Genomic DNA, 24754 nt, shown 5'->3' with positions numbered 1-24754 from the left:
GGACCGTCCTCACGCCGACTTCCGCCGGGCCCGCTGCGAGGAGGGGGGCGATTTTTCCTGAGACTTTGACGAAGACTTTGCTCGGGATTTCGCCGGCGGTTTCTTGCTTTCGCCGCCTTCGAGGCTCTTCTTCAACGCTGCCATCAGGTCGACGACGTTATCTCCGCGTTTCTGAGCGCGTCCCTCTTTTTCGATCGTGACATGCGCCGACTTGCCCTTCATCTTGCGCTTGACCAGTTCCTGCAGCGCCGCGGCGTAGTTGTCCTTGAACGCTTCGGCGTCGAACGGTCCGCTTTTGCGTTCGATCAGCGTGGTCGCAACCTCCAGCAGTTCCTTGTCCGCCTTCTTTCCGGATATTTGGGAAAACATCGGGTCGGCTTTCCGCAATTCGTCCGCGTATCGCAAAGTCTCCAGAAGGAGCCCGTCGCCGCAAGGCTTCACCGCGACGAGATATTCGCGGCCCCTCAGCGTCAATTGCCCAAGCCCGACCTTGTTCGAGGTCCTCAATGCGTCGCGTACGACGCGATAGGCATCCTCCGCCAGCTCGTCGGCAGGCACGAGGTAGTAGGGCTTTTCGAAGTAAAGAGGCGAAATTTCGCCGACGTCGACGAACTGGACCAGCTCCAGCGTCTTCTTGGTCTCGAGCTTTATCGCGTCGACTTCGTCCGGCTCGAGCAGGACATATCTGTCGTTCTCGTACTCGTAGCCTTTGACGATGTCGTCGACATTCACAGGTCCGATGCCTTCCACCACCTTCTGGTAATGGACGCGCTTGCCGGAGGGCTTATGGATCTGGCGGAACGAGATGCTGGCGCCGGTGCGGGTCGCGCTGAAGAGCTCGACCGCTATCGAGACCAGCGAAAGACGAAGCTGTCCCTTCCACATTGCGCGTGGTGCCATATCCGGACCTCACGGGAGAACCGCGCCGGCGGGGCCGGAGGGGCGCCGCACCGGGAAGGCTTCATGTTTTGGGGGCCAGGGGGTCATGGCATCGAAACGTGCGACGCGGTGCGAAGTTCCGTATCGCACAAGTTCTCTCTAACCGCGCGGTAATACTCCCTTAACCATAATGGTGTCTTAATCCGTGTATCAGGATTTGTGCAGTGCACGTCATCCTTTGACCAAAATTGACGGCAAGAAGGCAGGCTGATGCGAGTAGATCGCAATGCCGCGATCGGTGGCAATACCGGGGCATTCCTGCTGCAGGACATTTGGGCGACCCGGTTACGAGCATGAATTGCTCTGCCGGGTATTTGGATTCGGGGACTGAAATCGATGGAACAGGTTGGATTGGCCGCGACGAGCGACGTGACCCTCTGGTCGCTCTTCATGCAAGCGGGCTTGGTCGTGAAGCTGGTCATGCTGGGGCTTATCGCCGCCTCTGTCTGGACCTGGGCGATCGTGGTCGACAAGAGCCTGAATTACGGGCGTGTTCGCCGCCAGCTCGATAATTTCGAGCAGGTCTTCTGGTCCGGTCAGTCGTTGGAGGAGCTCTATCGCACGCTCTCGGACCGGCAGACGAGCGGAATGGGCGCGATCTTCGTTTCGGCCATGCGCGAATGGAAGAAAAGCTTCGAGCGCGGCGCGCGCGCTCCGATCGGCCTGCAGATGCGTATCGACCGCGCCATGGACGTGACGCTCGCCCGTGAGTCGGAAGCGTTGGAGGCAAGGCTCGGCTCTCTTGCGACGATCGGATCGGCTGCACCCTTCATCGGCCTTTTCGGTACCGTCGTCGGCATCATGACCTCGTTCCAGGCAATCGCAGGTTCCAAGTCCACCAACCTCGCCGTCGTTGCACCGGGTATCGCCGAAGCGCTGCTGGCGACCGCCATCGGTCTGCTCGCCGCTATTCCCGCCGTTATCGCCTACAACAAGTTCACTGCCGATGCCGGCAAGCTGACCGCACGCATGGAAGCCTTCGCCGACGAGTTCTCCGCCATCCTGTCGCGGCAGATCGACGAGAAGCTGCAGCCTTCCCGCCAGGCCGCGCAATAACGACCTCAGAGTACGGAGACAACGCTGATGGGTATGGCAGTTGGCGGAACCAAGGGTTCGGGCGGGCGGCGCCGTCGCAACGGCAGAAGAAGTGCGATCAGCGAGATCAACGTCACGCCGCTCGTCGACGTCATGCTGGTCTTGCTCATCATCTTCATGGTGGCTGCGCCGATGATGACGGTCGGCGTGCCGATCGACCTGCCGGAAACGCAGGCCAAGGCGATGAACGCCGACACCCAGCCGATCACCGTCTCGGTCAACCCGGCAGGCGAAATCTTTCTGCAGGAGACGCCGATCGCGATCGACGAGGTCGTGCCGAAGCTCGAGGCGATTGCCACGACCGGTTACAACGAGCGCATCTATGTGCGCGGCGACACCAATGCCGACTACGGCACCGTGATGAAGGTGATGGCGCGCATCTCCGCGGCAGGCTTCAAGAACCTGGGTCTCGTTACGCTTCAAGAACAAGAGAAGTGATCGTCTGAATGAAGGGCAGTCTTGCTACATCTGCTGTCCTCCACGCTCTGGTCCTGACCTGGGCGCTGGTGTCGCTTGGCAGCCCGGCCGATTTCGAGGTCGCGGATGTCGAGGCGCTGCCGGTCGACATCGTGCCGGTCGAGTCGATCACGCAGATCCAGCAGGGCGATAAGAAGGCTCCGGCCAAGGAAAAGGCGTCGCCGGTGCCGACCAAGAAGCCGACGCCGGTCGAGAACGCCGAGAATATCGGCGAGAACGACGTCGACCTGAAGACGCCACCCACGCCCAATGCCAAGCCGGTCGACAACGAGTCGGCCGCAGCACCGCAGAAGACGGAAAAGGCCCCGCCGACGCCCGACCCGGTGAAGGAAGAGATCGAAAAGGTCGAGGAGAAGCCGGCGGCCGAGCCCGCGACGGAAGTGGCGGCGCTGCCCGAACCCAAGCAGGAAGTAAAGCCGGATACGAAGCCGGAACCGGCACCGGCGGAAGAGCAGCCTGCGGAAAATCCCGAGGCCGAGGCTCTGCCGGACAGGGTGCCGACGCCGCAGTCGAAGCCCAAGGTCGAAAAGCCCGCGCAGACGGCCAAGACGCCCGAGCGCAAGAAGGAAGAGGTCAAGAAGGAGCAGAAGAAGGCGTCCTCCCAGAAGGAGAGCGACTTCAACGCGGATGAAATCGCAGCTCTGCTCAACAAGCAGGAATCTTCCGGCGGCGGCGCGAAGCGCGCGACCGAGGAGGCGGCTCTCGGCGGCAAGAAGACGACGAGCGGCGAAAAGCTCTCTCAGAGCGAGATCGACGCGCTTCGCGGCCAGATCCAGAACAATTGGTCGATCATTCCCGGCATGGCCGACGCGGCGGATGTCCGCATCAAGGTGACGATGCGGCTCGACCCGAACGGCGAGCTGATCGGCGAGCCGGAAGTGGAAGCGACGGGTGGCTCCGATGCCGCGCGCCGTGCGCTCATGGGTGGCGCACGTCGGGCCGTCCTTAAATCGGCTCCCTTCAAGGGACTGCCGACAGATAAATACGAGACGTGGAGCGAGGTCGTCGTCAATTTCGACCCGAGCTCCATGCTCTAGACACGTTGGGGCGGGGTGGCGAAAACCGCGTGCGTTTTCCTTTACCCTGCCCAGAAAGATGAAAGGCTGAAAGGCTTTATGGAAATGCTGAGACGCAATCTTTTCCGCCTCCTGATGGTGCTGGTCGCAGGCTGCGGGCTCATTGCCTCGCCGGCAAATGCGCTCGTCGAGATCAACATCAACAAGGGTAACGTCGAGCCGCTGCCGATCGCGATCACGGACTTCCTGCAGGGCGAGCTCGCCCAGAAGATTTCCGACGTCGTCGCCGCCGACCTGAAGCGCTCCGGGCTTTTCGCGCCGATCAACAAGGGCGCCTTCATCGAGAAGGTTTCCAATCCGGATGCCACGCCGCGCTTCGAGGACTGGAAGGTGATCAACGCGCAGGCACTCGTCATCGGCCGCGTTACCAAGGAAGGCGACGGAAGGCTGAAGGCGGAGTTCCGCCTGTGGGATACCTTTGCCGGTCAACAGATGCTCGGTCAGCAGTTCTACACCCAGCCGGAAAACTGGCGCCGGGTCGCCCACATCATCGCCGACGCGATCTATGAGAGGATCACCGGCGAGAAGGGCTATTTCGACACGCGCATCGTCTATGTCGCCGAAAGCGGGCCGAAGAATGCGCGCAAGCGCCAGCTCGCCATCATGGACCAGGACGGTGCCAATTCCCGGGCGCTCACCAATGCCAACGACATCGTGCTGACGCCGCGATTCTCGCCGAACCGTCAGGAAATCACCTATATGTCGTTCGAGAACCAGCAGCCGCGCGTCTATCTGCTGCAGCTCGAAACGGGGCAGCGCGAGGTGGTCGGCAACTTCCCCGGCATGACCTTCGCTCCGCGTTTCTCGCCGGATGGCCAGCGGGTCATCATGAGCCTGCAGCAGGAAGGCAACGCCAACATCTATACGATGGACCTGCGCTCGCGCACGACCACGCGGCTCACCAACACCGCGGCGATCGACACGTCGCCGTCCTACTCGCCGGACGGCAGCCGGATCGTCTTCGAAAGCGACCGCGGCGGCAGGCAGCAGCTCTACGTCATGGGTGCGGACGGCTCCGGTCAGACGCGCATTTCCTTCGGCGACGGTTCCTATTCGACGCCGGTCTGGTCTCCGCGCGGCGACCTCATCGCCTTCACGAAACAGTCGGGCGGGAAGTTCTCGATCGGCGTCATGAAGCCGGACGGCTCGGGAGAGCGCATTCTCACCACCGGCTTCCACAATGAAGGCCCTACCTGGGCGCCGAACGGCCGCGTCCTGATGTTCTTCCGCCAGAACGCCGGCGCCGGCGGCCCGCAGCTCTATTCGATCGATCTGACGGGCTACAACGAACAGCTCGTTCCGACGCAGGGCTTTGCTTCGGACCCGGCCTGGTCGCCGCTTATGGAGTAGGGCGGCCGCCCGCCCGGGTCTCTATCGCCAGCATTGACGAGATGTGATGATTTCGGGCCGCAACGGCCCGAAATTCATCGTGATGGCATGTCCACAGATATGGCGGGGAATGGGGCGAATGTGCCGCTTTCTCGCCGCAAAGTGCTGGTGTAGCAGGCGCGCCGACGCAGATTGTCGATTTGTTAACCATACCTGTTGAAAAGCAATTAACCGCTTCCGGTTACAGTCTGGCAACCGTGAATTTGACACTTCTCAAGGAGACCCGGCCCATGAGCCGAATTGACACCCCGGCAGCAAGCCGCATGCAGACCATCGCCCGCAATCCGGTCATGATCGCACTCGTCATGACGCTTGCCCTTGCTGGCTGCGCTTCCAAGAAGAACCTGCCGAACGATGCTGCCGGCCTCGGTCTTGGCGCAGGCGCGGCGACCCCGGGTTCGCAGCAGGACTTCACCGTGAATGTCGGCGACCGCATCTTCTTCGACACGGACTCGACGTCGATCCGCGCCGACGCACAGGCGACGCTCGACCGCCAGGCGCAGTGGCTGGCGAAGTATCCGAATTACGCGATCACCATCGAAGGCCATGCGGACGAGCGCGGTACCCGGGAATACAACCTCGCGCTCGGTGCGCGCCGCGCTGCCGCCACGCGCGACTATCTCGTCAGCCGCGGCGTTCCCGGCAATCGCATGCGCACGATCTCCTACGGCAAGGAAAAGCCGGTCGCCGTCTGCGACGACATTTCCTGCTGGTCGCAGAACCGCCGCGCCGTTACCGTTCTCGGCGGCGCCGGCAGCTGATCAATCGGGGTTGAAGCTGAATTCGAAGGGCGGTCCACGGGCCGCCCTTTCTTTTTTACCACACTTTGGCCGAACTCCGTTGCTTTTTCACGGCAGTTGGAAAACTGTGCGGCACCCACCTCGGAATCGGCAAAAGTACTGCGCAACGCGGTCCAGGGGCGGGATAATCGGTTACGAACAGGACAAATGAAATGAAGAAATTTGTCGTGGCAGGACTGCTTGGCTTCGTGACCCTCGCGGGTCTCGGCTCTTCAGCAAATGCCATGCCGCTTTCCGGGCTCTTTGCCCGTACGACACAGACCGATGCCGCCAGCAGGGGCGACCTGCCGGTAATGAAGGTGCAATCACCCGATATTGCACGGATCGGTCAACTCGAGGAACAGATCCGCTCTCTCAACGGGCGTATCGAGGAAATGAGCTTCCAGCTTCTGCAGATGCAGGAGCAGATCCGGAAGTTCCAGGAGGACAACGAGTTCCGCTTCCAGGATCTCGAAAATGGCAGGTCCTCCTCCAAGAAGAGCGGCGCGCTTGAAACGCCGAAATCGAATGATCAGGCGTCCGTCACCCCCGGGGTGACGGATAGCCGGAGCGGGAACGCTCCCGCCGGCGGTGCCGACATGGCGCGTGCCGATCCCAATGTGCCAGGCGCGGCACCCGCCCCGACGACGCTGGGTCAGATCATTTTCGACGAGAACGGCAACCCCGTCTCGGCAACGACGGGCGTAGCTCCCGGGGCCAACGCCACTCTGCCGGGCGTCGACACAGGGCTTGCGTCCCGGGGCGGCGGCCTCAACGACAATCCGGGAAGCGTGCCTGACAGTGGACAGGCGACCGCGTCTCTCAGCGATCCGGGCGATCTCTACCAATCCGCCTATGGTCACGTGCTTTCCGGCGACTACAGCATTGCAGAGCAGGAGTTCCGCGATTACCTCGACGCTTTTCCGAGCGGCGACAAGGCGGCGGATGCGAGCTTCTGGATGGGCGAGGCACAATATTCGCAAGGCAAGTACAGCGATGCGGCGAAGACCTTTCTCAATGCGCATCAGAGCCACGGCAAGTCACCGAAGGCACCGGAGATGCTCTTGAAGCTCGGCATGTCCCTCGGCGCCCTCGACAACAAGGAGACCGCCTGCGCGACGCTGCGCGAGGTCAACAAGCGCTATCCGAAAGCATCGCCCGCCGTGAAGGCGAAGGTGGCGAGCGAGCAGAGCCGTTTCGGCTGCTGAGGCGGGCCCCTGATGCCCGACGCCGTTCTCGATACGGCCCGAAATTTTCTTCAATCCTTCATCAAGCCTTGCAGGATTCTCGTTGCCGTGTCCGGTGGCAGCGATTCCATGGGGTTGCTCGTAGCGCTGCATTCGGCGCTCGCGGCAGATGAGCGCCCGGGGTTTTCCCTCGCGGCCTGCACTGTCGATCACGCGCTGAGGCCGCAGTCGGCCCGCGAAGCCGAAGATGTGGCGGCCTTCTGTGCCGCGCTCGGCATCGCTCACCGCACCTCTCGCTGGGTGGGCGCGAAGCCGTCGACGGGCATTCAGGCAGCGGCGCGAAACAAACGCTACGAATTGCTGGCCGAGGCCGCCGAGGCGCTTGGCGCCGATTGCATCGCCACCGGCCATACGCGCGACGACCAGCAGGAGACCGTCGCCATGCGCGGCGCCCGTCGCAAGGACGACGGAAGGCACGACCTGGAGGGCGAGGGGCAGGGCGGCGGGGGCATGGCCGCAGCCATGCTTTACGGCCGACGGATCTGGGTGTTGCGGCCGTTTCTCGCTTTGGGGCGCGCCCAGATCCGCAGCCTTCTCGAGGCACGCGGCGTCGCCTGGATCGACGATCCGAGCAATACCAACCCTGCGTTCGAGCGAGTCCGGGTGCGTGCCCGGATCGCCCTGTCAGGGGGCGTGCCGGTACCCTCGTGGGACGGGCGGCAGCGCGCCGCCTCTTCGGCGAGAGCCGCCACCCTGATCGAGCAACGTATCCGCGTTCACGAGGCGCTCGTCGCAGAGATCTCGGCACGGGATGCCGGCGCAATGGACGATCGGGACTGGCGCCGTGCGCTGCTGGCGGTCGCCTCGGTTCTCGGCGGGCGCGAGCACATGCCCGCTCGCGCCACGGTGCAACGGCTCTCGCAGTTCCTGCGGTCGGGTGAGCCTGGCCGCATGACGGCGGGGCGGGTCGTCTTCGACCGGCGGGCAAGCGGTCTCTATCTCTATCGCGAGGCGCGCAATCTGCCGGTGCTCGCCGTCGGACCGGGCGGGCAGGGACTCTGGGATGGGCGGTTCACGGTAAAGAGCGGTGGACCGGCGCTGACCGTCGCCGCGGACGCGTCGGGTGGACTGTGGACTCAGAGGCTTATTGACGCAGGGCTGCCGGCGGGGATTGCCAAGCGCGCATCCGCGGTGGCACCAGGCATCGCGCCGACGGGTGCCGCGGGGCTCGCCTACGGCGAGGCGGCGGCGAAAGTCGAGTACCACATTGCGCTTTACGACACCTTTTTGCCGGGTTTCGACAGGATCATGGCGGATGCGGTCGCGGTGTCGTTCGGGCGTGATCGATACCCTGCTCCGCCGGTGCATGATGTTTTGACAGAAATGGAAATGTAACCGGCGGTTTTCCTTGGCAAGGTCACCCCGGACACCTATGTTAGGAACAAGAATACAGCCCGGCGAAAGCGCGGGGCTGCGACAGGTTCCGGGGAGTTCGATGAACCCTAATTTTCGAAATTTTGCCCTCTGGGCAATCATAGCGCTTCTCCTGATAGCGCTATTCAGCATGTTCCAGCAGCCGACCGAACGAACAGGCTCGCGTGAAATTCCATTCTCGCAGTTCCTCAAGGACGTCGACGCAAGCCGCGTGAAGGACGTCGTGATCACCGGTTCGAAGGTGATCGGCAGCTACACCGAAAGCGGAGCGACCTTCCAGACCTATGCCCCCGCCGTCGACACGGCGCTCACGGAGCGGCTGGAAGCCAAGGACGTCACGGTCACGGTCCGTCCGGAGACGGACGGCTCGTCCGGGTTCCTGAGCTATATCGGTACGCTCTTGCCGATGCTCCTGATCCTAGGCGTCTGGCTGTTTTTCATGCGCCAGATGCAGGGCGGCTCGCGCGGCGCCATGGGCTTCGGCAAATCCAAGGCCAAGCTTCTGACGGAAGCGCACGGCCGCGTGACCTTCGACGACGTCGCCGGCGTCGATGAGGCCAAGCAGGACCTCGAGGAAATCGTCGAATTCCTGCGCGACCCGCAGAAGTTCCAGCGTCTCGGTGGCCGCATCCCGCGTGGCGTCCTGCTGGTCGGCCCGCCCGGCACCGGTAAGACGCTGCTCGCCCGCTCGGTCGCCGGTGAGGCGAATGTGCCGTTCTTCACGATCTCCGGTTCCGACTTCGTCGAAATGTTCGTCGGTGTCGGCGCATCGCGTGTCCGCGACATGTTCGAGCAGGCGAAGAAGAACGCGCCTTGCATCATCTTCATCGATGAAATCGACGCGGTCGGCCGCCATCGTGGCGCCGGCCTTGGCGGTGGCAATGACGAACGCGAACAGACGCTGAACCAGCTGCTGGTCGAGATGGATGGTTTCGAGGCGAATGAGGGCATTATCCTGATCGCCGCCACCAACCGGCCGGACGTGCTCGACCCGGCGCTCCTGCGCCCGGGCCGCTTCGACCGCCAGGTCGTCGTGCCGAACCCGGATATCAACGGCCGCGAGCGGATCCTCAAGGTGCATGTCCGCAACGTACCGCTGGCGCCGAATGTCGATCTGAAGGTGCTTGCGCGCGGTACCCCGGGCTTCTCCGGTGCCGATCTCATGAACCTCGTCAACGAGGCGGCGCTGATGGCGGCGCGGCGCAACAAGCGCCTCGTTACCATGCAGGAATTCGAGGACGCCAAGGACAAGATCATGATGGGCGCGGAGCGCCGCTCGTCCGCCATGACCGAAGCCGAGAAGAAGCTGACCGCCTATCACGAGGCGGGCCATGCGATCCTCGCGCTCAACGTCCCCTCGGCCGATCCGCTGCACAAGGCGACGATCATTCCCCGGGGACGTGCGCTCGGCATGGTGATGCAGTTGCCCGAGGGCGACCGCTACTCGATGAGCTACAAGTGGATGATCTCGCGCCTTGCCATCATGATGGGCGGACGCGTCGCCGAGGAACTGACCTTCGGCAAGGAGAACATAACCTCGGGCGCATCCTCCGATATCGAGCAGGCGACGAAGCTTGCCAGGGCGATGGTCACGCAGTGGGGCTTCTCCGATCAGCTCGGACAGGTCGCCTATGGCGAGAACCAGCAGGAGGTCTTCCTCGGTCATTCCGTCGCGCAGCAGAAGAACGTTTCGGAATCGACCGCTCAGAAAATCGACAACGAAATCCGCCGCCTGATCGACGAGGCCTATGAAACGGCGCGCCGTATCCTCACCGAGCACAATCATGAATTCGTGGCTCTTGCGGAAGGATTGCTCGAATACGAGACGTTGACCGGCGACGAGATCAAGGCTCTGATCCGCGGCGAGAAGCCGGCCCGCGATCTCGGCGACGACACGCCGCCGCATCGCGGCTCGGCCGTGCCTTCGGCCGGCACGAAGAAGGAAACCGGGAACAAGGGTGAGGAGCCCGAAGGCGGGTTCGAACCGCAGCCGCAATAGGTTCCCGTGCAAGCGCAATCAAAAAGCCGCCGCTCCGGAAGGGGCGGCGGCTTTTTTTGGAGCGGGACGAGGCAAAAAGTGCCACGGTTTCTGCATTCGTGCTTCAGGTCGATCCGACCAGAAGCATCCTGTCGAAAAAAGGTGCAGTTGTAACGCGCTGTAATGATTTCTGATGGTATGATCGCTGCCGTTTATTACGGTTTTGTGCCAAATATGGCGCGGGGCTACTTGATTTTCCCGATCTGATCGGGGCAAGGGCGTTTGGATGGTGAGAGCGGCATGAGGGGCGGAAGGCCGCGTCTATTTTCTTCATTCCGCCGGGGTAATCGGCGGGTCGCGGAACTATGAAATCCGGTCGCGGAACACGCAGGCAGACGCGGGCGGCACGAGAGGCGACGCCGAAGCAGGACGATGGAGTTTTTATGAAGCGCAAATATTTCGGCACCGATGGTATTCGCGGCCAGTCAAATATTTTTCCGATGACGCCGGACCTCGCCATGCGGGTCGGCATTGCAGTAGGAACCATTTTCAGGAACGGCGCTCATCGGCACCGCGTGGTGATCGGCAAGGACACGCGCCTTTCAGGCTACATGCTCGAAAACGCGATGGTTGCGGGCTTCACGGCAGCGGGGCTCGACGTCTTTCTGCTCGGCCCGATACCGACGCCTGGTGTCGCCATGCTGACGCGGTCGCTGAGAGCCGATATCGGCGTGATGATTTCCGCCTCGCACAATCCGTTCCGCGACAACGGCATCAAGCTCTTCGGGCCCGATGGCTACAAGCTTTCCGACGACATCGAGGAAAAGATCGAGGAGCTGCTGGAGCAGGACATGTCCGGGCAGCTGGCCAAGCCGGAGGACATCGGCCGGGCCAAGCGCGTTGACGGCGACATCTACCGCTATATCGAACAGGCCAAGCGGACGCTGCCGCGCGACGTAACACTGACAGGACTCAGGATCGCCATCGATTGCGCAAACGGTGCCGCCTACAAGGTCGCGCCCTCCGCCCTTTGGGAGCTCGGCGCCGAAGTCGTCACGATCGGGACGGAGCCGAACGGCGTCAACATCAACCTCGAATGCGGATCGACGCACCCCGCCGCGCTGCAGAAGAAGGTGCACGAGGTGAGGGCGGATATCGGCATCGCGCTTGACGGAGACGCCGACCGGGTTCTGATCATCGACGAGGAAGGGACGGTTATCGATGGCGACCAGCTCATGGCGGTCATCGCCGACAGCTGGGCGGCCGACGGCATGCTCAAGGGCGGCGGCATCGCCGCGACCGTCATGTCGAATCTCGGCCTGGAACGCTACCTCCAGGCGCGCCGGCTCAAGCTCCACCGCACCAAGGTCGGCGACCGTTACGTCGTCGAGCAGATGCGTCAGGACGGCCTGAATGTCGGTGGCGAACAGTCAGGCCACATCGTTCTTTCCGATTTCGGCACGACCGGCGACGGTCTGGTGGCGGCGCTGCAGATCCTGGCGGTGGTCAAGCGCCAGGGCAAGGCGGTGAGCGAAATCTGCCGACGTTTCGAGCCGGTGCCGCAGGTGCTGAAGAATGTGCGCGTTGCGGCCGGAAAACCGCTGGAGGACGCCGGCGTGCAGCAGGCGATCGCCGATGCGGAGGCGCAGCTCGCCAAGAACGGGCGGCTGCTCATCCGGCCTTCCGGCACCGAGCCGCTGATCCGCGTCATGGCGGAAGGCGACGACCGAGGTCAGGTCGAGCGCATCGTCGACGAACTCGTCAACGTGATCGGCAGCGTGCGCAGCGCCGCTGCCTGATTAAGAAGCAGCCTTTGCCACCGCTTCCGCGAGTCTCCTTCGCCCCGCTTGCGGGGAGAGGGAGGCGGGCGGTCCGGATGAGGGCGACTATTGTTGACTACGACCACCGAATACTAGCAACAGTTAATATTCAAGGTAAATTTTTGTAGTTAATCAGGGATTAACCCTTTCCCTTCATTGTACATCAGAGCATACGGCACGGCTGCGACTATGTGCTGCCAGCCGATCGAGGATACTCTAGTGTATTGGGGTTGGGGCATGAAGAAGATTTTTAGGGGCGTCGCTGCGGCTCTGCTGAGCGGCACGCCGGTATACGCAGCGGACGTCTATCAGCCACCCGTGGAAGCACCGTTCGTCGAGCAGCCGGTGGAGGTGGTCGAATCCAGCGGCTGGTATCTGCGCGGCGACGTCGGATATGCGTGGAACGATTTGCGCGGGGCCCACTATTTTCAGGGCTCGAACAGCAACCTGGTCGATTTCGACCGGGCCGATGTGGATGATTCCTACGTCCTTGGCGGCGGTGTCGGATATCAGATCAACAGCTATCTGCGTGCCGACCTCACGCTCGATTATCTCGGCGAGTCCGACTTCAACGGCTCTACCAGCGGCGGCTGCGGGGTCGCCGTCAATTGCGTCTCGAACGATGTCGCATCGATGTCCGCCTGGAGCCTGCTCGCCAATGCCTATGTGGACCTCGGGACCTACGGAGCCTTCACGCCCTATGTCGGTGCCGGTATCGGCGGTACTCGGGTGAAGTGGGGAACGCTGCGTAACACGAGCTGCGACGTTACCGATCCCAGCAATTGCGACCCGACGGTCGAGCATAAGGGCGAAAGCGATTGGCGCTTCACCTATGCGCTGATGGCCGGTACCGCCGTGGATCTCACCTGCAACCTCAAGGCCGATGTCGGTTACCGCTTCCGTCATATCAACGGCGGCAACATGTTCGGCTACAATCTCAACAGTGGCCCGGCCTACGACAAGGACATCTATGTACACGAGGCGCGGGCGGGCCTGCGCTATTCCTTCGGCAACAATTGCGAGGCGGCCTATGTGCCGCCGGCCGAGCCGATCGTATACAAGTGATCCGGAACAGGATTGCGGAGTTCGGGGCCGCCCCATGGGGCGGCCTTTCCGATTTCCGGCCCGTACGAATTCCTAAGATACATGGTTAACCCGTAGTTAACCCGTGCCTGCAATAGTTAACGCGAATGGTCAGCGCCGTACTGCAGCGCTTTGCGTCTCCCCGGATGCGCAAGGCCGGCAGCACTTTGAAGAATGGCCGAGCGAAAGGGCATCGCATGGATTGGCGACGGGGATTTTGCAGCGCGGCATTCTGCGCAGGCCTGTTGGTGCCATACATTGTACTGGCCGCCGACGAAGAATTGCTCGACGCGCCCGAGATCACGATTTCGACCGAAGGGGCTGACGGCGGCCGCCTCTATCTGCGTGGCGATATAGCCTATGCGCCCTGGATGGACGAGGGCGATCCCTTCTACCGTTCCACGGGCGGCGCGGGCTCCGGCGACGTTTCCTTTGACAGCGCACGCTTCGACAAGCCGGCCTCCGCCGCCATCGGTCTCGGCTACCGGTTCACCGACGTCCTTCGTGGCGATCTTACGGCCGAATATTTCGAGGGCCGCTTCGACGGATCGTCGCTTTCGGCCAGCCCCTGTGCGGGCGAGGGCGCAGGGACGGGGTGCGCCTTTTCCCACAGGGCCAATTTTTCCGCTCTCGGATTGATGGCGAACGGCTATGTCGATCTGGCGACGCTTGCAGGCTTCACGCCTTATCTCGGTGCCGGTATCGGAACGACCCGCATCGACTGGAAAACGGTCCGTGAAACCGCGACCTGCGTAGGGTCCGGCGGGGCCTGTACCGGGGCGTCGGACGGCGTTTCTTACGGTGGGCGGGACAGCTGGCGCTTCACCTACGCACTCATGGCGGGCGTCGCCTATGATGTCACGGACCGATTGAAGTTCGATGCGGGCTATCGCTATTCCAAAATCGCGGACGGCGACATGTTCGGCTCCGGAGCCGACGGCGCGAAGGGGTATGATGACGGTTTTTCCCGGCACGAGTTCCGTGTCGGCCTGCGTTTCGCACTGTGGTGATGCGGCGCCCGGTTTGCTCGAAACGGCAAAAATCTCTTCAAACGCGACGCTGCTCGCTTGACTTCCTCTCCGACCCGCAATATTCCCGACGGCGGGACACCCCTCCCCAACGAGGGGCTTCTATCTGAGAGGATAGCATATGACGAAGCCTGCCAAGCCGGCCGTGCGCCCGGCCAATACCCATTTTTCTTCTGGTCCTTGCGCCAAGCGTCCCGGCTGGACGCTCCAAGCTCTCTCCGACGCCCCCCTCGGTCGCTCGCACCGCGCCAAGATCGGCAAGTCGAAGCTCAAGCAAGCCATCGATCTCACCCGCGAAATTCTGGAAGTCCCGGCCGACTACCGCATCGGTATCGTGCCCGCTTCCGACACCGGTGCGGTCGAAATGGCGCTCTGGTCGCTGCTCGGCGCGCGCGGTGTCGACATGCTGGCCTGGGAGAGCTTCGGTGCCGGCTGGGTGACCGACGTCGTCAAGCAGTTGAAGCTTGCCGATGTCCGCCGCCTGGAGGCCGATTACGGCGAGCTCCCGGACCTTTCGAAGGTCGATTTCGACCGCGACGTGGTCTTCACCTGGAATGGCACGACCTCCGGCGTGCGCGTCCCGAATGCCGATTTCATTCCCGCGGATCGCAACGGCGTGACCATCTGCGACGCGACCTCGGCCGCCTTCGCCCAGGCGCTCGATTTCGCCAAACTCGACGTCGTCACCTTTTCCTGGCAGAAGGTGCTGGGCGGCGAGGGCGCCCATGGCGTGCTGATCCTCAGCCCCCGCGCGGTCGAGCGGCTGGAGAACTATGTTCCCGCCTGGCCGCTGCCGAAGATCTTCCGCATGACCAAGGGCGGCAAGCTGATCGAGGGCATTTTCACCGGCGAGACGATCAACACGCCCTCCATGCTCTGCGTCGAGGACTATATCGACGCGCTTCTCTGGGCGAAGTCGGCCGGCGGCCTCAAGGGTCTGATCGCCCGTGCCGATGCCAATGCACAGGTCATTCACCGTTTCGTCGCGGACAACGACTGGATCGCCAACCTCGCGGTGAAGCCTGAAACCCGCTCCAATACCTCGGTCTGCCTGAAGATCGTCGACAACGACGTGTCGGCGCTCGACGCAGAGGCGCAGGCCGCCTTTGCAAAGGGCGTCGTCGCGCTGCTCGACAAGGAAGGCGTCGCCTTCGACATCGGCCATTACCGCGATGCTCCGTCCGGGCTGCGCATCTGGGCGGGTGCGACGATCGAGACGTCCGACATGGAAGCTCTGATGCCGTGGCTGAGTTGGGCCTTCGAGACCCAGAAGGCGACGCTTTCGCAGGCCGCCGCCTGATCCGATGCGATCCGCTTCGCTCTCCCTGAGGGCGAAGCCTAATCCCCAATGGTTCAGACCTGTTTTTTCAAGGAGGCCTTCATGGCACCTCGCGTTCTCGTATCCGACGAACTGTCGCAAACCGCTGTCCAGATCTTCCGCGACCATGGCGTGGAAGTCGATTTTCAGCCGAAGCTCGGCAAGGACAAGGAGAAGCTCGCCGAAATCATCGGCAACTACGATGGCCTCGCCATCCGCTCGGCCACCAAGGTGACCGAAAAGCTGATCGCCGCCGCCACCAATCTCAAGGTCGTCGGCCGCGCCGGTATCGGCGTCGACAATGTCGACATTCCCGCCGCTTCGCGCCGCGGCATCATCGTGATGAACACCCCCTTCGGCAACTCGATAACCACCGCCGAGCATGCGGTCGCGCTGATGTTCGCCGTTGCCCGGCAGCTTCCTGCCGCCGACGGCTCGACCCAGGCCGGCAAGTGGGAGAAGTCGAGATTCATGGGTGTCGAGATCACCGGCAAGGTGCTGGGCGTCATCGGCGCGGGCAACATCGGCTCGATCGTCTGCGCCCGCGCGATCGGTCTCAAGATGCACGTCATCGCCTACGATCCGTTTCTGTCGAAGGAGCGGGCCGAGGAAATGGGCGTCGTCAAGGTCGAGCTCGACGAACTTCTCGCTCAGGCCGACTTCATCAGCCTGCACGTGCCGCTGACGGACAAGACCCGCAACATCCTCAATGCCGAGGCGATCGCTAAGACCAAGCCGGGCGTGCGCATCATCAACTGCGCCCGCGGCGGCCTCGTCGATGAAAAGGCGCTTGCCGAGGCCCTCAAGTCCGGCCATGTCGCCGGCGCAGGCTTCGACGTCTTCGAGGTGGAGCCCGCCACCGAGAGCCCGCTCTTCGGCTTGCCGAATGTCGTGTGCACGCCGCATCTCGGCGCTTCGACGACGGAGGCACAGGAGAACGTCGCGCTTCAGGTCGCCGAGCAGATGTCGGAATATCTCGTCAAGGGTGCGGTCTCCAACGCCATCAACATGCCGTCGATTACAGCGGAAGAGGCGCCGATCCTTAAGCCCTTCATCCGGCTCGCCGACGTTCTCGGCGCCTTCGTCGGGCAGGTTACCGAAAGCGCGATCAAGGAGATCGAAATCCTCTACGACGGCTCGACCGCGGCGATGAACACCAAGGCGCTGACGAGCGCGGCGCTCGCCGGCCTGATCCGCCCGCAGGTGGCCGACGTCAACATGGTTTCGGCGCCCGTCATGGTGAAGGAAAAGGGGGTCATCCTTTCCGAAGTCAAGCGTGACAAGACCGGCGTTTTCGACGGGTACATCAAGCTGACTGTCAAGACGGCGAACCAGACCCGCTCGGTCGCAGGTACCGTCTTCTCCGACGGCAAGCCGCGCTTCATCCAGATCAAGGGCATCAATCTCGATGCGGATGTCGGCAATCACATGGTCTACATCACCAACACCGACGTTCCCGGCATGATCGGCTTCATCGGATCGACGCTGGGCGACGCGGGCGTCAACATCGCGAACTTCCAGCTCGGCCGCGAAAAGCAGGGCGGCGATGCGATCGCACTGCTTTACGTCGATGGTCCGGTTTCGGAAACCGTGCTCGACAAGCTGCGCGCGAACGGAGCGATCCGCCAGGCGAAGCCGCTGGTGTTCAATATCGACTGAGCGGCACCCGGGCCCTAAAAATACCGCTCGGTGCGACAGATCCAGACTCGTCCCTCCCCCTTGCAGGCCCTTGTGGGGGAGGGGCTTTTTACCGCGATAGCTTCGGCCGGCCGCGTTCGGCGATAGCGATGCCGCCGAGGACGAGCGCCAAGGCGGCGAGATGAAACGGGTGGAATATCTCGCCGACGAGGACGACGGATAGAAGGGTTCCGAACACCGGAATGGCGTTGATGAACAGGCCGGCGCGGTTGGCGCCGATCATCTCGACGCCGCGAACATAGAGGACCTGCGACATCAGCGAGGGGAAGATCGCGGCATAGAGCACGATCGCCCAGCCGGTCGCATCCGGCATGATCGCAGTGCCTTTCCCGATCTCCCACAAGAGGAGCGGTATGGCGCTCAGCAGCGCCCCGAGGGCCGGGGCGGCTATGAAGCTCTGCCAATGCATGGCCGGTTTCCAGCGTAGCGCGACCGTATATGCGGCATAGACGATGCAGGCGAGGATCATCAGCGCATCGCCGAAGTTGAAGCTCAGGCGCACGAGGCTCGCGAGATCGCCATGGGCGGCGGTGATGAGCACGCCGATCAGCGTCACGGTAAAGCCGATCACCTGGGCGAGCGACGCCTTCATCCTGAAAAGCGCGAAATTGAAGATGAAGATCAGCATTGGAATGCCGGCCTGAAGAATGACGGCATTGATGGCGCTGGTGTATTGTACGGCGGAGTACAGAAACGCATTGAACATGGTGAAGCCGACGGCGCCATAGGCAAGCAGCTGCAGCCAGTGCTGGCGGATTTTTTGCCAGTCGCGGCGGATCTGCGGCGTCATCAGGACCAGGATAACCGTAAGCGCGACCAGCCAGCGCAAGGTCGTCAGCATCATCGGGCTGACGTGCCCGACGGCCATCTTGCCCGCCACCGAATTGCCGCCCCAGAAGAGCGCAGTAATGCTGAGATAGAAATAGGCCCTGGCGTTCACGTTAATGCGGTCCGTGCGGGATGGAAGGGGATTGCCGGAAAGGCGCGAGAGCTCGAGATATAGGCGCTAAATCCGCGGCTTGTCATTCAAAAAGGTCAGACGACCGCTGATAACGGGGTCGCTTTCCGGTAGACAACACAGTATAGATGCGCGGGTTTTGAGAACAGCGCAGCGTCCGCATGCGCGCGTGAACAGGAAGAGAATTATGACGAATGTCGTGGTGGTCGGATCCCAGTGGGGCGACGAAGGCAAAGGCAAGATCGTGGATTGGCTCTCGGAGCGCGCCGACATAGTGGTGCGCTTCCAGGGCGGCCACAATGCCGGCCACACGCTGGTGATCGACGGCGTCAGCTATAAGCTGTCGCTGCTGCCCTCCGGCGTCGTCCGGCCCGGCAAGCTCGCCGTCATCGGCAATGGCGTGGTGATCGACCCGCACGCATTGATCGCGGAGATCGACAAGCTCGGGGCTCAGGGCGTCAAGGTCACGCCGGAAAACCTGCGCATCGCCGATAACGCGACGCTCATTCTCTCGCTCCACCGCGAGCTCGACGGCATCCGCGAGGACGCGGCCTCCAACAGCGGCACCAAGATCGGCACGACGCGCCGCGGCATCGGTCCGGCCTATGAGGACAAGGTCGGCCGCCGCGCAATCCGGGTCATGGATCTTGCCGATCTCGACACGCTGCCGGCCAAGGTCGACCGGCTGCTGACGCACCACAACGCGTTGCGCCGCGGCCTCGGCGAGGCGGAAATCAGCCATCAGGCGATCATGGACGAATTGTCGTCGGTCGCCACGCGCGTGCTCCCGTTCATGGACACGATCTGGCTGCTCCTCGACCGGGAGCGCCGCAAGGGCGCGCGGATACTGTTCGAAGGCGCACAGGGCACGTTGCTCGACATCGATCACGGCACCTATCCCTTCGTGACCTCGTCGAACACGGTCGCCGGCCAGGCAGCCGCCGGTTCAGGCATGGGCCCGGGCTCGCTCGGCTATATCCTCGGCATCACCAAGGCCTACACGACGCGCGTCGGAGAAGGGCCGTTCCCGACCGAGCTCGATGACGATATCGGCCGCTTCCTTGGCGAGCGCGGCCGCGAATTCGGGACGGTAACCGGACGCAAGCGCCGCTGCGGCTGGTTCGACGCTGCTCTGGTGCGCCAGTCGGTTGCCGCCAACGGCATAACCGGCATAGCGCTCACCAAGCTGGACGTGCTCGACGGGCTCGACGAGCTGAAGATTTGCGTCGGCTATACTCTGGACGGACAGCAGATCGATCATCTTCCCGCAAGTCAGGCACAGCAAGCTTCGGCAAAACCGGTCTATATCACGCTGGAAGGATGGAAAGAATCCACGGTCGGCGCCCGCAGTTGGGCCGATCTCCCGGCTCAGGCAATCAAATATGTTCGCCAGGTCGAGGAACTGATAGGCGCGCCGGTCGCGCTACTTTCGACCAGTCCGGAACGGGACGACACGATACTTGTGACGGACCCTTTTGAGGACTAGTGTCGGCGCAAGGAAAGCGGCGTCGCGGCAGTGGCCGCGGGTCTGGAGATTGAGAAAGCACTGATGGCGGATTTTGTTGCAGTTATTCGCAGGACGGTCGACGGCCTGTCGGAAAACACACCGGAAATGCGAGGCAGGGTCTACGAGAAGGCGCGCGGTGCCGTACGCCGTCAGCTCGAGAGCATGAACCCCCGGCCGTCGGACGACATGATCAACCGCCAGCTCAACAAGCTGGAACAGGCGATCTCCGAAGTTGAAAGCGAACACGCCGAAGCCTTGCCGCCGGTCGAGGAGACGGAAGCTCTCGAGCCGGAGACCCTGGAAGCGCCGGTGACAGACGAGGCCGTCACACCGCCAACACGGGAGGCGGAGCCCGAAGCAGTGCCGGCCGAGCCCGTCGAGGCGGAAGAGCCGGCTCCCGCTCCGATCGAAGAACCTGCTTCGGATGCCGGCCCGGCCGAAGAGCGTCAGGATCTGGTGCAGGGCGTCCCCGATGAGGAATTGCCTGCACCGACTACCGAGACCTCAACGGCTGACGCGCTCGACGAGGTTCCGGTCCATGAGGAGGAGCCGCTTGAGGCGGCGCCCGCGGATGCGCCGGCCGAGGAGCAGCAGCCGCCAGCCGAAGCCTATGCGCAGCAGGAACATCCGCCCGAAGAGTTGACGGCCGTCGACCCGGATCAGCAGGATGTCAGCCGCGATGGGGCTGACGCCGAAGCTCATCCGGCCGAACCGGCGCCGGCGGAGGCTCAGGGCGATGAAGCGCCGGACAGGCGGGAGCCGTCCGAGTGGGCGTTGCCCGAATGGGAGGATGCCACCCCTTCGGCACGGCCGAGCGAGACCCACGCAGCCATGCCGGAAGCGCAGGGGCAGGGCGATATGTCGGCGGCCGAGCCCGAGCGGCTCGGCATACATCCGGTCGAGCCGGAAAAGGCCGAAACGGAACAGCAAAGCGGCGCGGCGGACGCAGGGCGCTCCTGGTCATTCGACGACAGCGACCCCTTCGCCCAAGGACCCGAGGGCAGCAAGGACCGGGCCGCCGACGAGGCGGAGATTTCTGAATGGTCGTGGCCGGTCGACAAGGCTCCGGCGGCCGCGAACGGGGAAGAGCGTATCGGCACCGCCTGGGACCACGTCGACGATCTGCTCGGTTTTGACGACGACGGTCGAACGGCGAATGGGTCGACGACCCACAACAATGACAGCGGCCTTGCCGCGCCGCCGGCGATTCCCGCTCGTCCGACGTCCTATCGCGCCACGCCCAAGCCCAGCCGGTTCAGCGTCAAGCGCCTGTCGATCGGCGCGGCGGTCGTGCTTCTCCTCGGCGCCGGCGGTTTTGCCTACTGGCAGAACAGAGAGGCGGGCAATGCCTGGCTCGCGGGCATCGTGGCGAAAATCCTGCCGAACGATCCAGGCGACGAAACGCCGGCACCGACCGGGAGCGAAGCCGAGCCGGCGACCCGGCCGACCGAACAGGCCGGGCCGCATGACGACACCGCACCGCTGGACGGCGGCGTCTCGACCAAGTTCACCCAGCGGCTGCTTGCCGATGGAACGGAGAGGGACGAGGGACCTGCCGTCGCGACCGAAACGGCCGCTTCGCAGGAAGGCAAATCCGTCGCCGCGCGGACGCAAGAGGGAGAGCCGCAGAACGCCGCCGGGGCCGGCCTGCAGCAGGCGGCAGCGGGTCAGACGGCTGCGCCCGTGCCCGGCCAGACGGCCGACGAGGCGTCCCAGCCCCAGCTTTCCGCCGCCGACGGCGAGAAGATGTTTCTCTACGAAGAGAGGCTCGGCCAATCTTCGCCGACCGCGATACCCGGTGCAGTCGCCTGGTCGCTCAAGGAGGAATCGCCAGGCGGCGATGCCAAGCCAGAGCCCGCAATCCAGGCTCAGATCACGGTTCCCGACCGTGGACTCACGGCCCTGATGACCATCAAGCGCAATGCCGATCCGTCCCTGCCGGCGAGCCATGTGATAGAATTCGTGTTCTCGCTGCCCGAAAACTTCGAAGGCGGCAGCATCGACGGCGTCCAGCGCGTCTCGATGAAGCGAACCGAGCAGGATCGCGGCGATCCGCTGATCGCCGTGCCGGCGAAGATCACCGACGATTTCCACATGATCGCGCTCAACGATTTCGCGGAAGCGGTCAGCAACAACACCGAGCTTCTGCGCAGCCGCAGCTGGATCGATATCCCGATCACCTATCGCAACGGCCGACGCGCTCTTCTCACCCTGGAAAAGGGTCAGAGCGGAGCGGACGCCTTCAGTAAGGCGTTGCAGGCATGGGGCGCGCTGGGGAGCACGGCCTCGAGCGGCCAATAAGCGCCCGCTTCAGGGAGACATGAAAAAATCCCGGCCGGGTATCCGGCCGGGATTTCGTTTCCAGAGCAATTCCAGAAAAAGTGCGCCGCGGCTTTCCGTCCGGAATTGCGTAGCTCCCAAGGAAAAAGCGGACTTCTTTATGCACCCTCGACCACGCGCAGTGCACTGGCGCGTTCCAGCGCGGCCTTGCGTACGGCTTCCTGGACCTTTTCGAAGGCACGAACCTCGATCTGTCGCACGCGCTCGCGGCTGATGTCGAACTCGGTCGAGAGGTCCTCAAGCGTTATCGGTTCCTCGGTGAGGCGACGGGCCTCGAAGATCCGGCGTTCACGGTCGTTCAGGACCTTCATGGCATCGGCCAGCAATGCGCGGCGGCTGTCGAGTTCGTCCTGTTCGATCAGGATTTCTTCCTGATTGTCATGTTCGTCGACGAGCCAGTCCTGCCACTGGCCGGACTCGCCTTCGCTCGCCTTGATCGGCGCGTTGAGCGAAGCGTCGCCCGAAAGGCGGCGGTTCATCGAGATGACCTCGTCCTCGCTGACCTTCAGGGTCGTGGCGATCTCCTTCACCTGTTCCGGCTTGAGGTCGCCTTCGTCGAGCGCCTGGATGCGGCCTTTCAGCCGTCTCAGGTTGAAGAACAGGCGTTTCTGGTTTGCCGTCGTGCCCATTTTGACCAGAGACCACGAGCGCAGGATATATTCCTGGATGGCAGCCTTGATCCACCACATGGCGTAGGTCGCCAGGCGGAAGCCGCGATCGGGCTCGAACTTCTTGACCGCCTGCATCAGGCCGACATTGCCTTCGGATATGACTTCGCCGATCGGCAGGCCGTAGCCGCGATAGCCCATTGCGATTTTGGCGACGAGGCGCAGGTGGCTCGTTACGAGCTTGTGCGCGGCATTGCGGTCGTCATGCTCCTGGTACCGCTTGGCGAGCATGTACTCTTCCTGCGGCTCAAGCATCGGAAACTTGCGAATCTCGTCGAGATATCGATTGAGGCCGCCCTCTCCAGCGGCAATGGTCGGCAAGGTATTGCGGGCCATGAAGCACCCCCTTTGTGCGTCGCCGGCCTCCGGGACGGCAGGCCGGGCCTGTGGGTCTTCATCCAAGACCCCACGAGGCTAACAAATAAGTACGGCGAAAGCATGATTCAAGGAATCCAGTTTCACGCTGTCGTGAAGCCAGAGAAAAGGAATTGGCGAATTGAAGCGACTATAAGATTGGAATTTTCACGCGCAAATTCAAGAGGCTTCGGCCCGCAGGGCCGCGATCAATTCCTGCATATCCGCCGGCATCGGCGCTTCGAAATGCAGGGTCTCGCCGGTCGCGGGATGCTCGAACTGCAGCATGAAGGCGTGCAGGGCCTGTCGTGGAAAACGATTGACGACGGCCTTCGCCGGCTCCGGTAAAAGATTTGCCTTGGTCCGGAAGGCCGCGCCGTAATCCGGGTCGCCTATCAGCGGATGACCGATATGGGCCATGTGCACGCGGATCTGGTGGGTACGCCCGGTCTCCAGACGGCATTCGACGGTCGAGGCCAGAGAGGTGCCGTCCGGCTTTTCGTGATAGCGCTCGACCACCTCGTAATGCGTGATCGCCTCCCGGGCATCGTCGCTGTCCTCGCGTTTGACGGCCCGTTTCGTCCGGTCGCCGGCTCGCCCCAGCGGTGCATCGATCCTGCCTTTCAGTTGGCGCGGCCTGCCCCAGACCACGGCACGATAGGCGCGCTCGAGCGGACCGCTGCGGCCGTGGTCGGCGAACTGATCCGAAAGATGGCGGTGCGCGGCGTCGTTCTTCGCGACCACCATGACGCCGCTCGTGTCCTTGTCGAGGCGATGCACGATGCCGGGGCGCTTGACGCCTCCGATGCCCGAAAGGCTGTCGCCGCAATGGTGGATGAGCGCGTTGACGAGAGTTCCCGTCCAATTGCCGGCGCCTGGATGCACGACCAGGCCGGCGGGCTTCATCAGCACGATCAGGTCCAGGTCCTCATAAAGCACGTCGAGTGGGATCGCCTCACCCTTGGGCTCGGGATCCTCCGGCTCGGGCAAGGCAATACGGAAGGTGTCGCCGGGGTGAACCTTTCGCTTCGGCTCGGTAACGGTCGCGCCGTTGATCGAGACGGCCCCTTGCTCGATCAGGCTCTTGATGCGGTTGCGGGAAAACTCGCCCGCAAGCGCTTCCGTCAGGAAGGCGTCGAGGCGCCCGGCCGCGTCATCGCCCGCCTTGAGGACTTTCCTATTGCCGGGCGCTTGTTTAAAGGGATCGTTCATTCCGTTCCAATTCCGATAGAAAGCCGACCATGACCGCAATCGAGCCTGAAGAACAGGAAGACAAGCCGCTTGATCCAGCGATGGAGAACGTCCGCCGCAAGATGGTTCGCCTGCAACTCGTCTCGGCCGGCGTGATGCTGGTGATGCTTATGGCCGTCCTCGGGGCGATTGTCTATAAGCTGACCCGCACGGACGGGAGCGCCGAGGCGGCGCAGCCGGCTTTGAGCGTGCCGGGCGACGCGCCGGTGAGCGCGATCGCGGCTCTGCCGGCCGGCTTTACCGTGAGCGATGTGGCGCTCTCCGGCTCCCAGCTCCTCTTCTACGGCAGTTTGCCCGGCGCGGAGCCCCGCGCGATCGTTTTCGACATCAGGGCCGGCCGCATCGTCGCCGACGTCACGGTCAGGAACAACTGAC

General features: G+C 63.1%; 20 protein-coding genes. 16 read left to right on the top strand and 4 right to left on the bottom strand.

The annotated features are described in order from the left end of the window. Positions 1-9 precede the first annotated feature (9 nt). Positions 10-900 (bottom strand): non-homologous end joining protein Ku, encoded by an 891-nt coding sequence (ku, locus tag SINAR_RS0123975; protein WP_028001436.1) that lies wholly within the window; start codon positions 898-900, stop codon positions 10-12. A 375-nt stretch (positions 901-1275) separates the two neighbouring features. Here ku and tolQ point away from each other — a divergent pair, with 375 nt between their 5' ends. The 13 genes from tolQ (at position 1276) to serA (ending at position 17262) form a co-directional block, all read left to right on the top strand. Beyond that, on the top strand, positions 1276-1995 hold the full coding sequence (tolQ, locus tag SINAR_RS0123970) for a protein TolQ (protein WP_003527594.1): 720 nt from the start codon (positions 1276-1278) through the stop codon (positions 1993-1995). Positions 1996-2022: 27 nt separating this feature from the next. Beyond that, positions 2023-2472 carry a protein TolR gene (gene tolR, locus SINAR_RS0123965; protein ID WP_028001435.1) on the top strand — a complete coding sequence of 150 codons (450 nt, stop codon included), beginning with the start codon at positions 2023-2025 and terminating at the stop codon, positions 2470-2472. 8 nt (positions 2473-2480) lie between these two features. Then, on the top strand, positions 2481-3548 hold the full coding sequence (tolA, locus tag SINAR_RS0123960) for a cell envelope integrity protein TolA (protein ID WP_028001434.1): 1068 nt from the start codon (positions 2481-2483) through the stop codon (positions 3546-3548). A 78-nt stretch (positions 3549-3626) separates the two neighbouring features. Beyond that, positions 3627-4937 (top strand): Tol-Pal system beta propeller repeat protein TolB, encoded by a 1311-nt coding sequence (gene tolB / locus SINAR_RS0123955; protein WP_028001433.1) that lies wholly within the window; start codon positions 3627-3629, stop codon positions 4935-4937. Between the two features lie 269 nt (positions 4938-5206). Further along, a complete protein-coding gene (gene pal / locus SINAR_RS0123950) occupies positions 5207-5737 on the top strand; it encodes a peptidoglycan-associated lipoprotein Pal (RefSeq protein ID WP_018096846.1) in 531 nt (176 codons plus the stop codon). Positions 5738-5928: 191 nt separating this feature from the next. Then, the gene (ybgF, locus tag SINAR_RS0123945; RefSeq protein ID WP_028001432.1) at positions 5929-6963 is read left to right on the top strand and encodes a tol-pal system protein YbgF; all 1035 of its coding nucleotides are present in this window, start codon (positions 5929-5931) and stop codon (positions 6961-6963) included. A 12-nt stretch (positions 6964-6975) separates the two neighbouring features. Then, on the top strand, positions 6976-8337 hold the full coding sequence (gene tilS / locus SINAR_RS0123940; protein WP_028001431.1) for a tRNA lysidine(34) synthetase TilS: 1362 nt from the start codon (positions 6976-6978) through the stop codon (positions 8335-8337). Between the two features lie 100 nt (positions 8338-8437). Further along, positions 8438-10375: an ATP-dependent zinc metalloprotease FtsH gene (gene ftsH / locus SINAR_RS0123935; protein WP_028001430.1), complete on the top strand. Its 1938-nt coding sequence runs from the start codon at positions 8438-8440 to the stop codon at positions 10373-10375. Positions 10376-10797: 422 nt separating this feature from the next. After that, the gene (gene glmM, locus SINAR_RS0123930) at positions 10798-12153 is read left to right on the top strand and encodes a phosphoglucosamine mutase (RefSeq protein ID WP_028001429.1); all 1356 of its coding nucleotides are present in this window, start codon (positions 10798-10800) and stop codon (positions 12151-12153) included. Between the two features lie 258 nt (positions 12154-12411). Then, the gene (locus tag SINAR_RS0123925; protein ID WP_033057546.1) at positions 12412-13239 is read left to right on the top strand and encodes an outer membrane protein; all 828 of its coding nucleotides are present in this window, start codon (positions 12412-12414) and stop codon (positions 13237-13239) included. Positions 13240-13454: 215 nt separating this feature from the next. Next, complete coding sequence (locus SINAR_RS0123920; protein WP_028001427.1) at positions 13455-14267, top strand: outer membrane protein; 813 nt, start codon at positions 13455-13457, stop codon at positions 14265-14267. A 139-nt stretch (positions 14268-14406) separates the two neighbouring features. Further along, positions 14407-15585, top strand: a complete 1179-nt coding sequence (locus SINAR_RS0123915; protein ID WP_028001426.1) for a phosphoserine transaminase — start codon at positions 14407-14409, stop codon at positions 15583-15585. 81 nt (positions 15586-15666) lie between these two features. Beyond that, positions 15667-17262 (top strand): phosphoglycerate dehydrogenase, encoded by a 1596-nt coding sequence (serA, locus tag SINAR_RS0123910; RefSeq protein WP_028001425.1) that lies wholly within the window; start codon positions 15667-15669, stop codon positions 17260-17262. 88 nt (positions 17263-17350) lie between these two features. Here serA and SINAR_RS0123905 read toward each other — a convergent pair whose 3' ends face one another. Continuing rightward, positions 17351-18241, bottom strand: a complete 891-nt coding sequence (locus tag SINAR_RS0123905) for a DMT family transporter (RefSeq protein WP_028001424.1) — start codon at positions 18239-18241, stop codon at positions 17351-17353. A 205-nt stretch (positions 18242-18446) separates the two neighbouring features. Between SINAR_RS0123905 and SINAR_RS0123900 the strand changes: the two genes are divergently transcribed. Beyond that, positions 18447-19745 carry an adenylosuccinate synthase gene (locus SINAR_RS0123900; RefSeq protein WP_028001423.1) on the top strand — a complete coding sequence of 433 codons (1299 nt, stop codon included), beginning with the start codon at positions 18447-18449 and terminating at the stop codon, positions 19743-19745. 63 nt (positions 19746-19808) lie between these two features. Continuing rightward, positions 19809-22067, top strand: a complete 2259-nt coding sequence (locus SINAR_RS0123895) for a membrane protein (protein ID WP_028001422.1) — start codon at positions 19809-19811, stop codon at positions 22065-22067. A 137-nt stretch (positions 22068-22204) separates the two neighbouring features. Here the strand turns inward: SINAR_RS0123895 and rpoH are convergent, their stop codons facing one another. Continuing rightward, positions 22205-23110, bottom strand: coding sequence for an RNA polymerase sigma factor RpoH (rpoH, locus tag SINAR_RS0123890; RefSeq protein ID WP_028001421.1), 906 nt, complete (start codon positions 23108-23110; stop codon positions 22205-22207). A gap of 198 nt (positions 23111-23308) precedes the next feature. After that, positions 23309-24340 carry an RluA family pseudouridine synthase gene (locus SINAR_RS0123885; RefSeq protein ID WP_028001420.1) on the bottom strand — a complete coding sequence of 344 codons (1032 nt, stop codon included), beginning with the start codon at positions 24338-24340 and terminating at the stop codon, positions 23309-23311. Between the two features lie 29 nt (positions 24341-24369). Between SINAR_RS0123885 and SINAR_RS0123880 the strand changes: the two genes are divergently transcribed. Further along, positions 24370-24753, top strand: coding sequence for a hypothetical protein (locus SINAR_RS0123880; protein WP_028001419.1), 384 nt, complete (start codon positions 24370-24372; stop codon positions 24751-24753). The last annotated feature ends 1 nt before the right edge of the window (position 24754 follow it).

Source organism: Sinorhizobium arboris LMG 14919, assembly GCF_000427465.1.
GTDB classification, from domain to species: Bacteria; Pseudomonadota; Alphaproteobacteria; order Rhizobiales; family Rhizobiaceae; genus Sinorhizobium; species Sinorhizobium arboris.
Note: the sequence above shows the minus strand (reverse complement) of the source record. Positions and strands in the feature narration are given on the sequence as shown.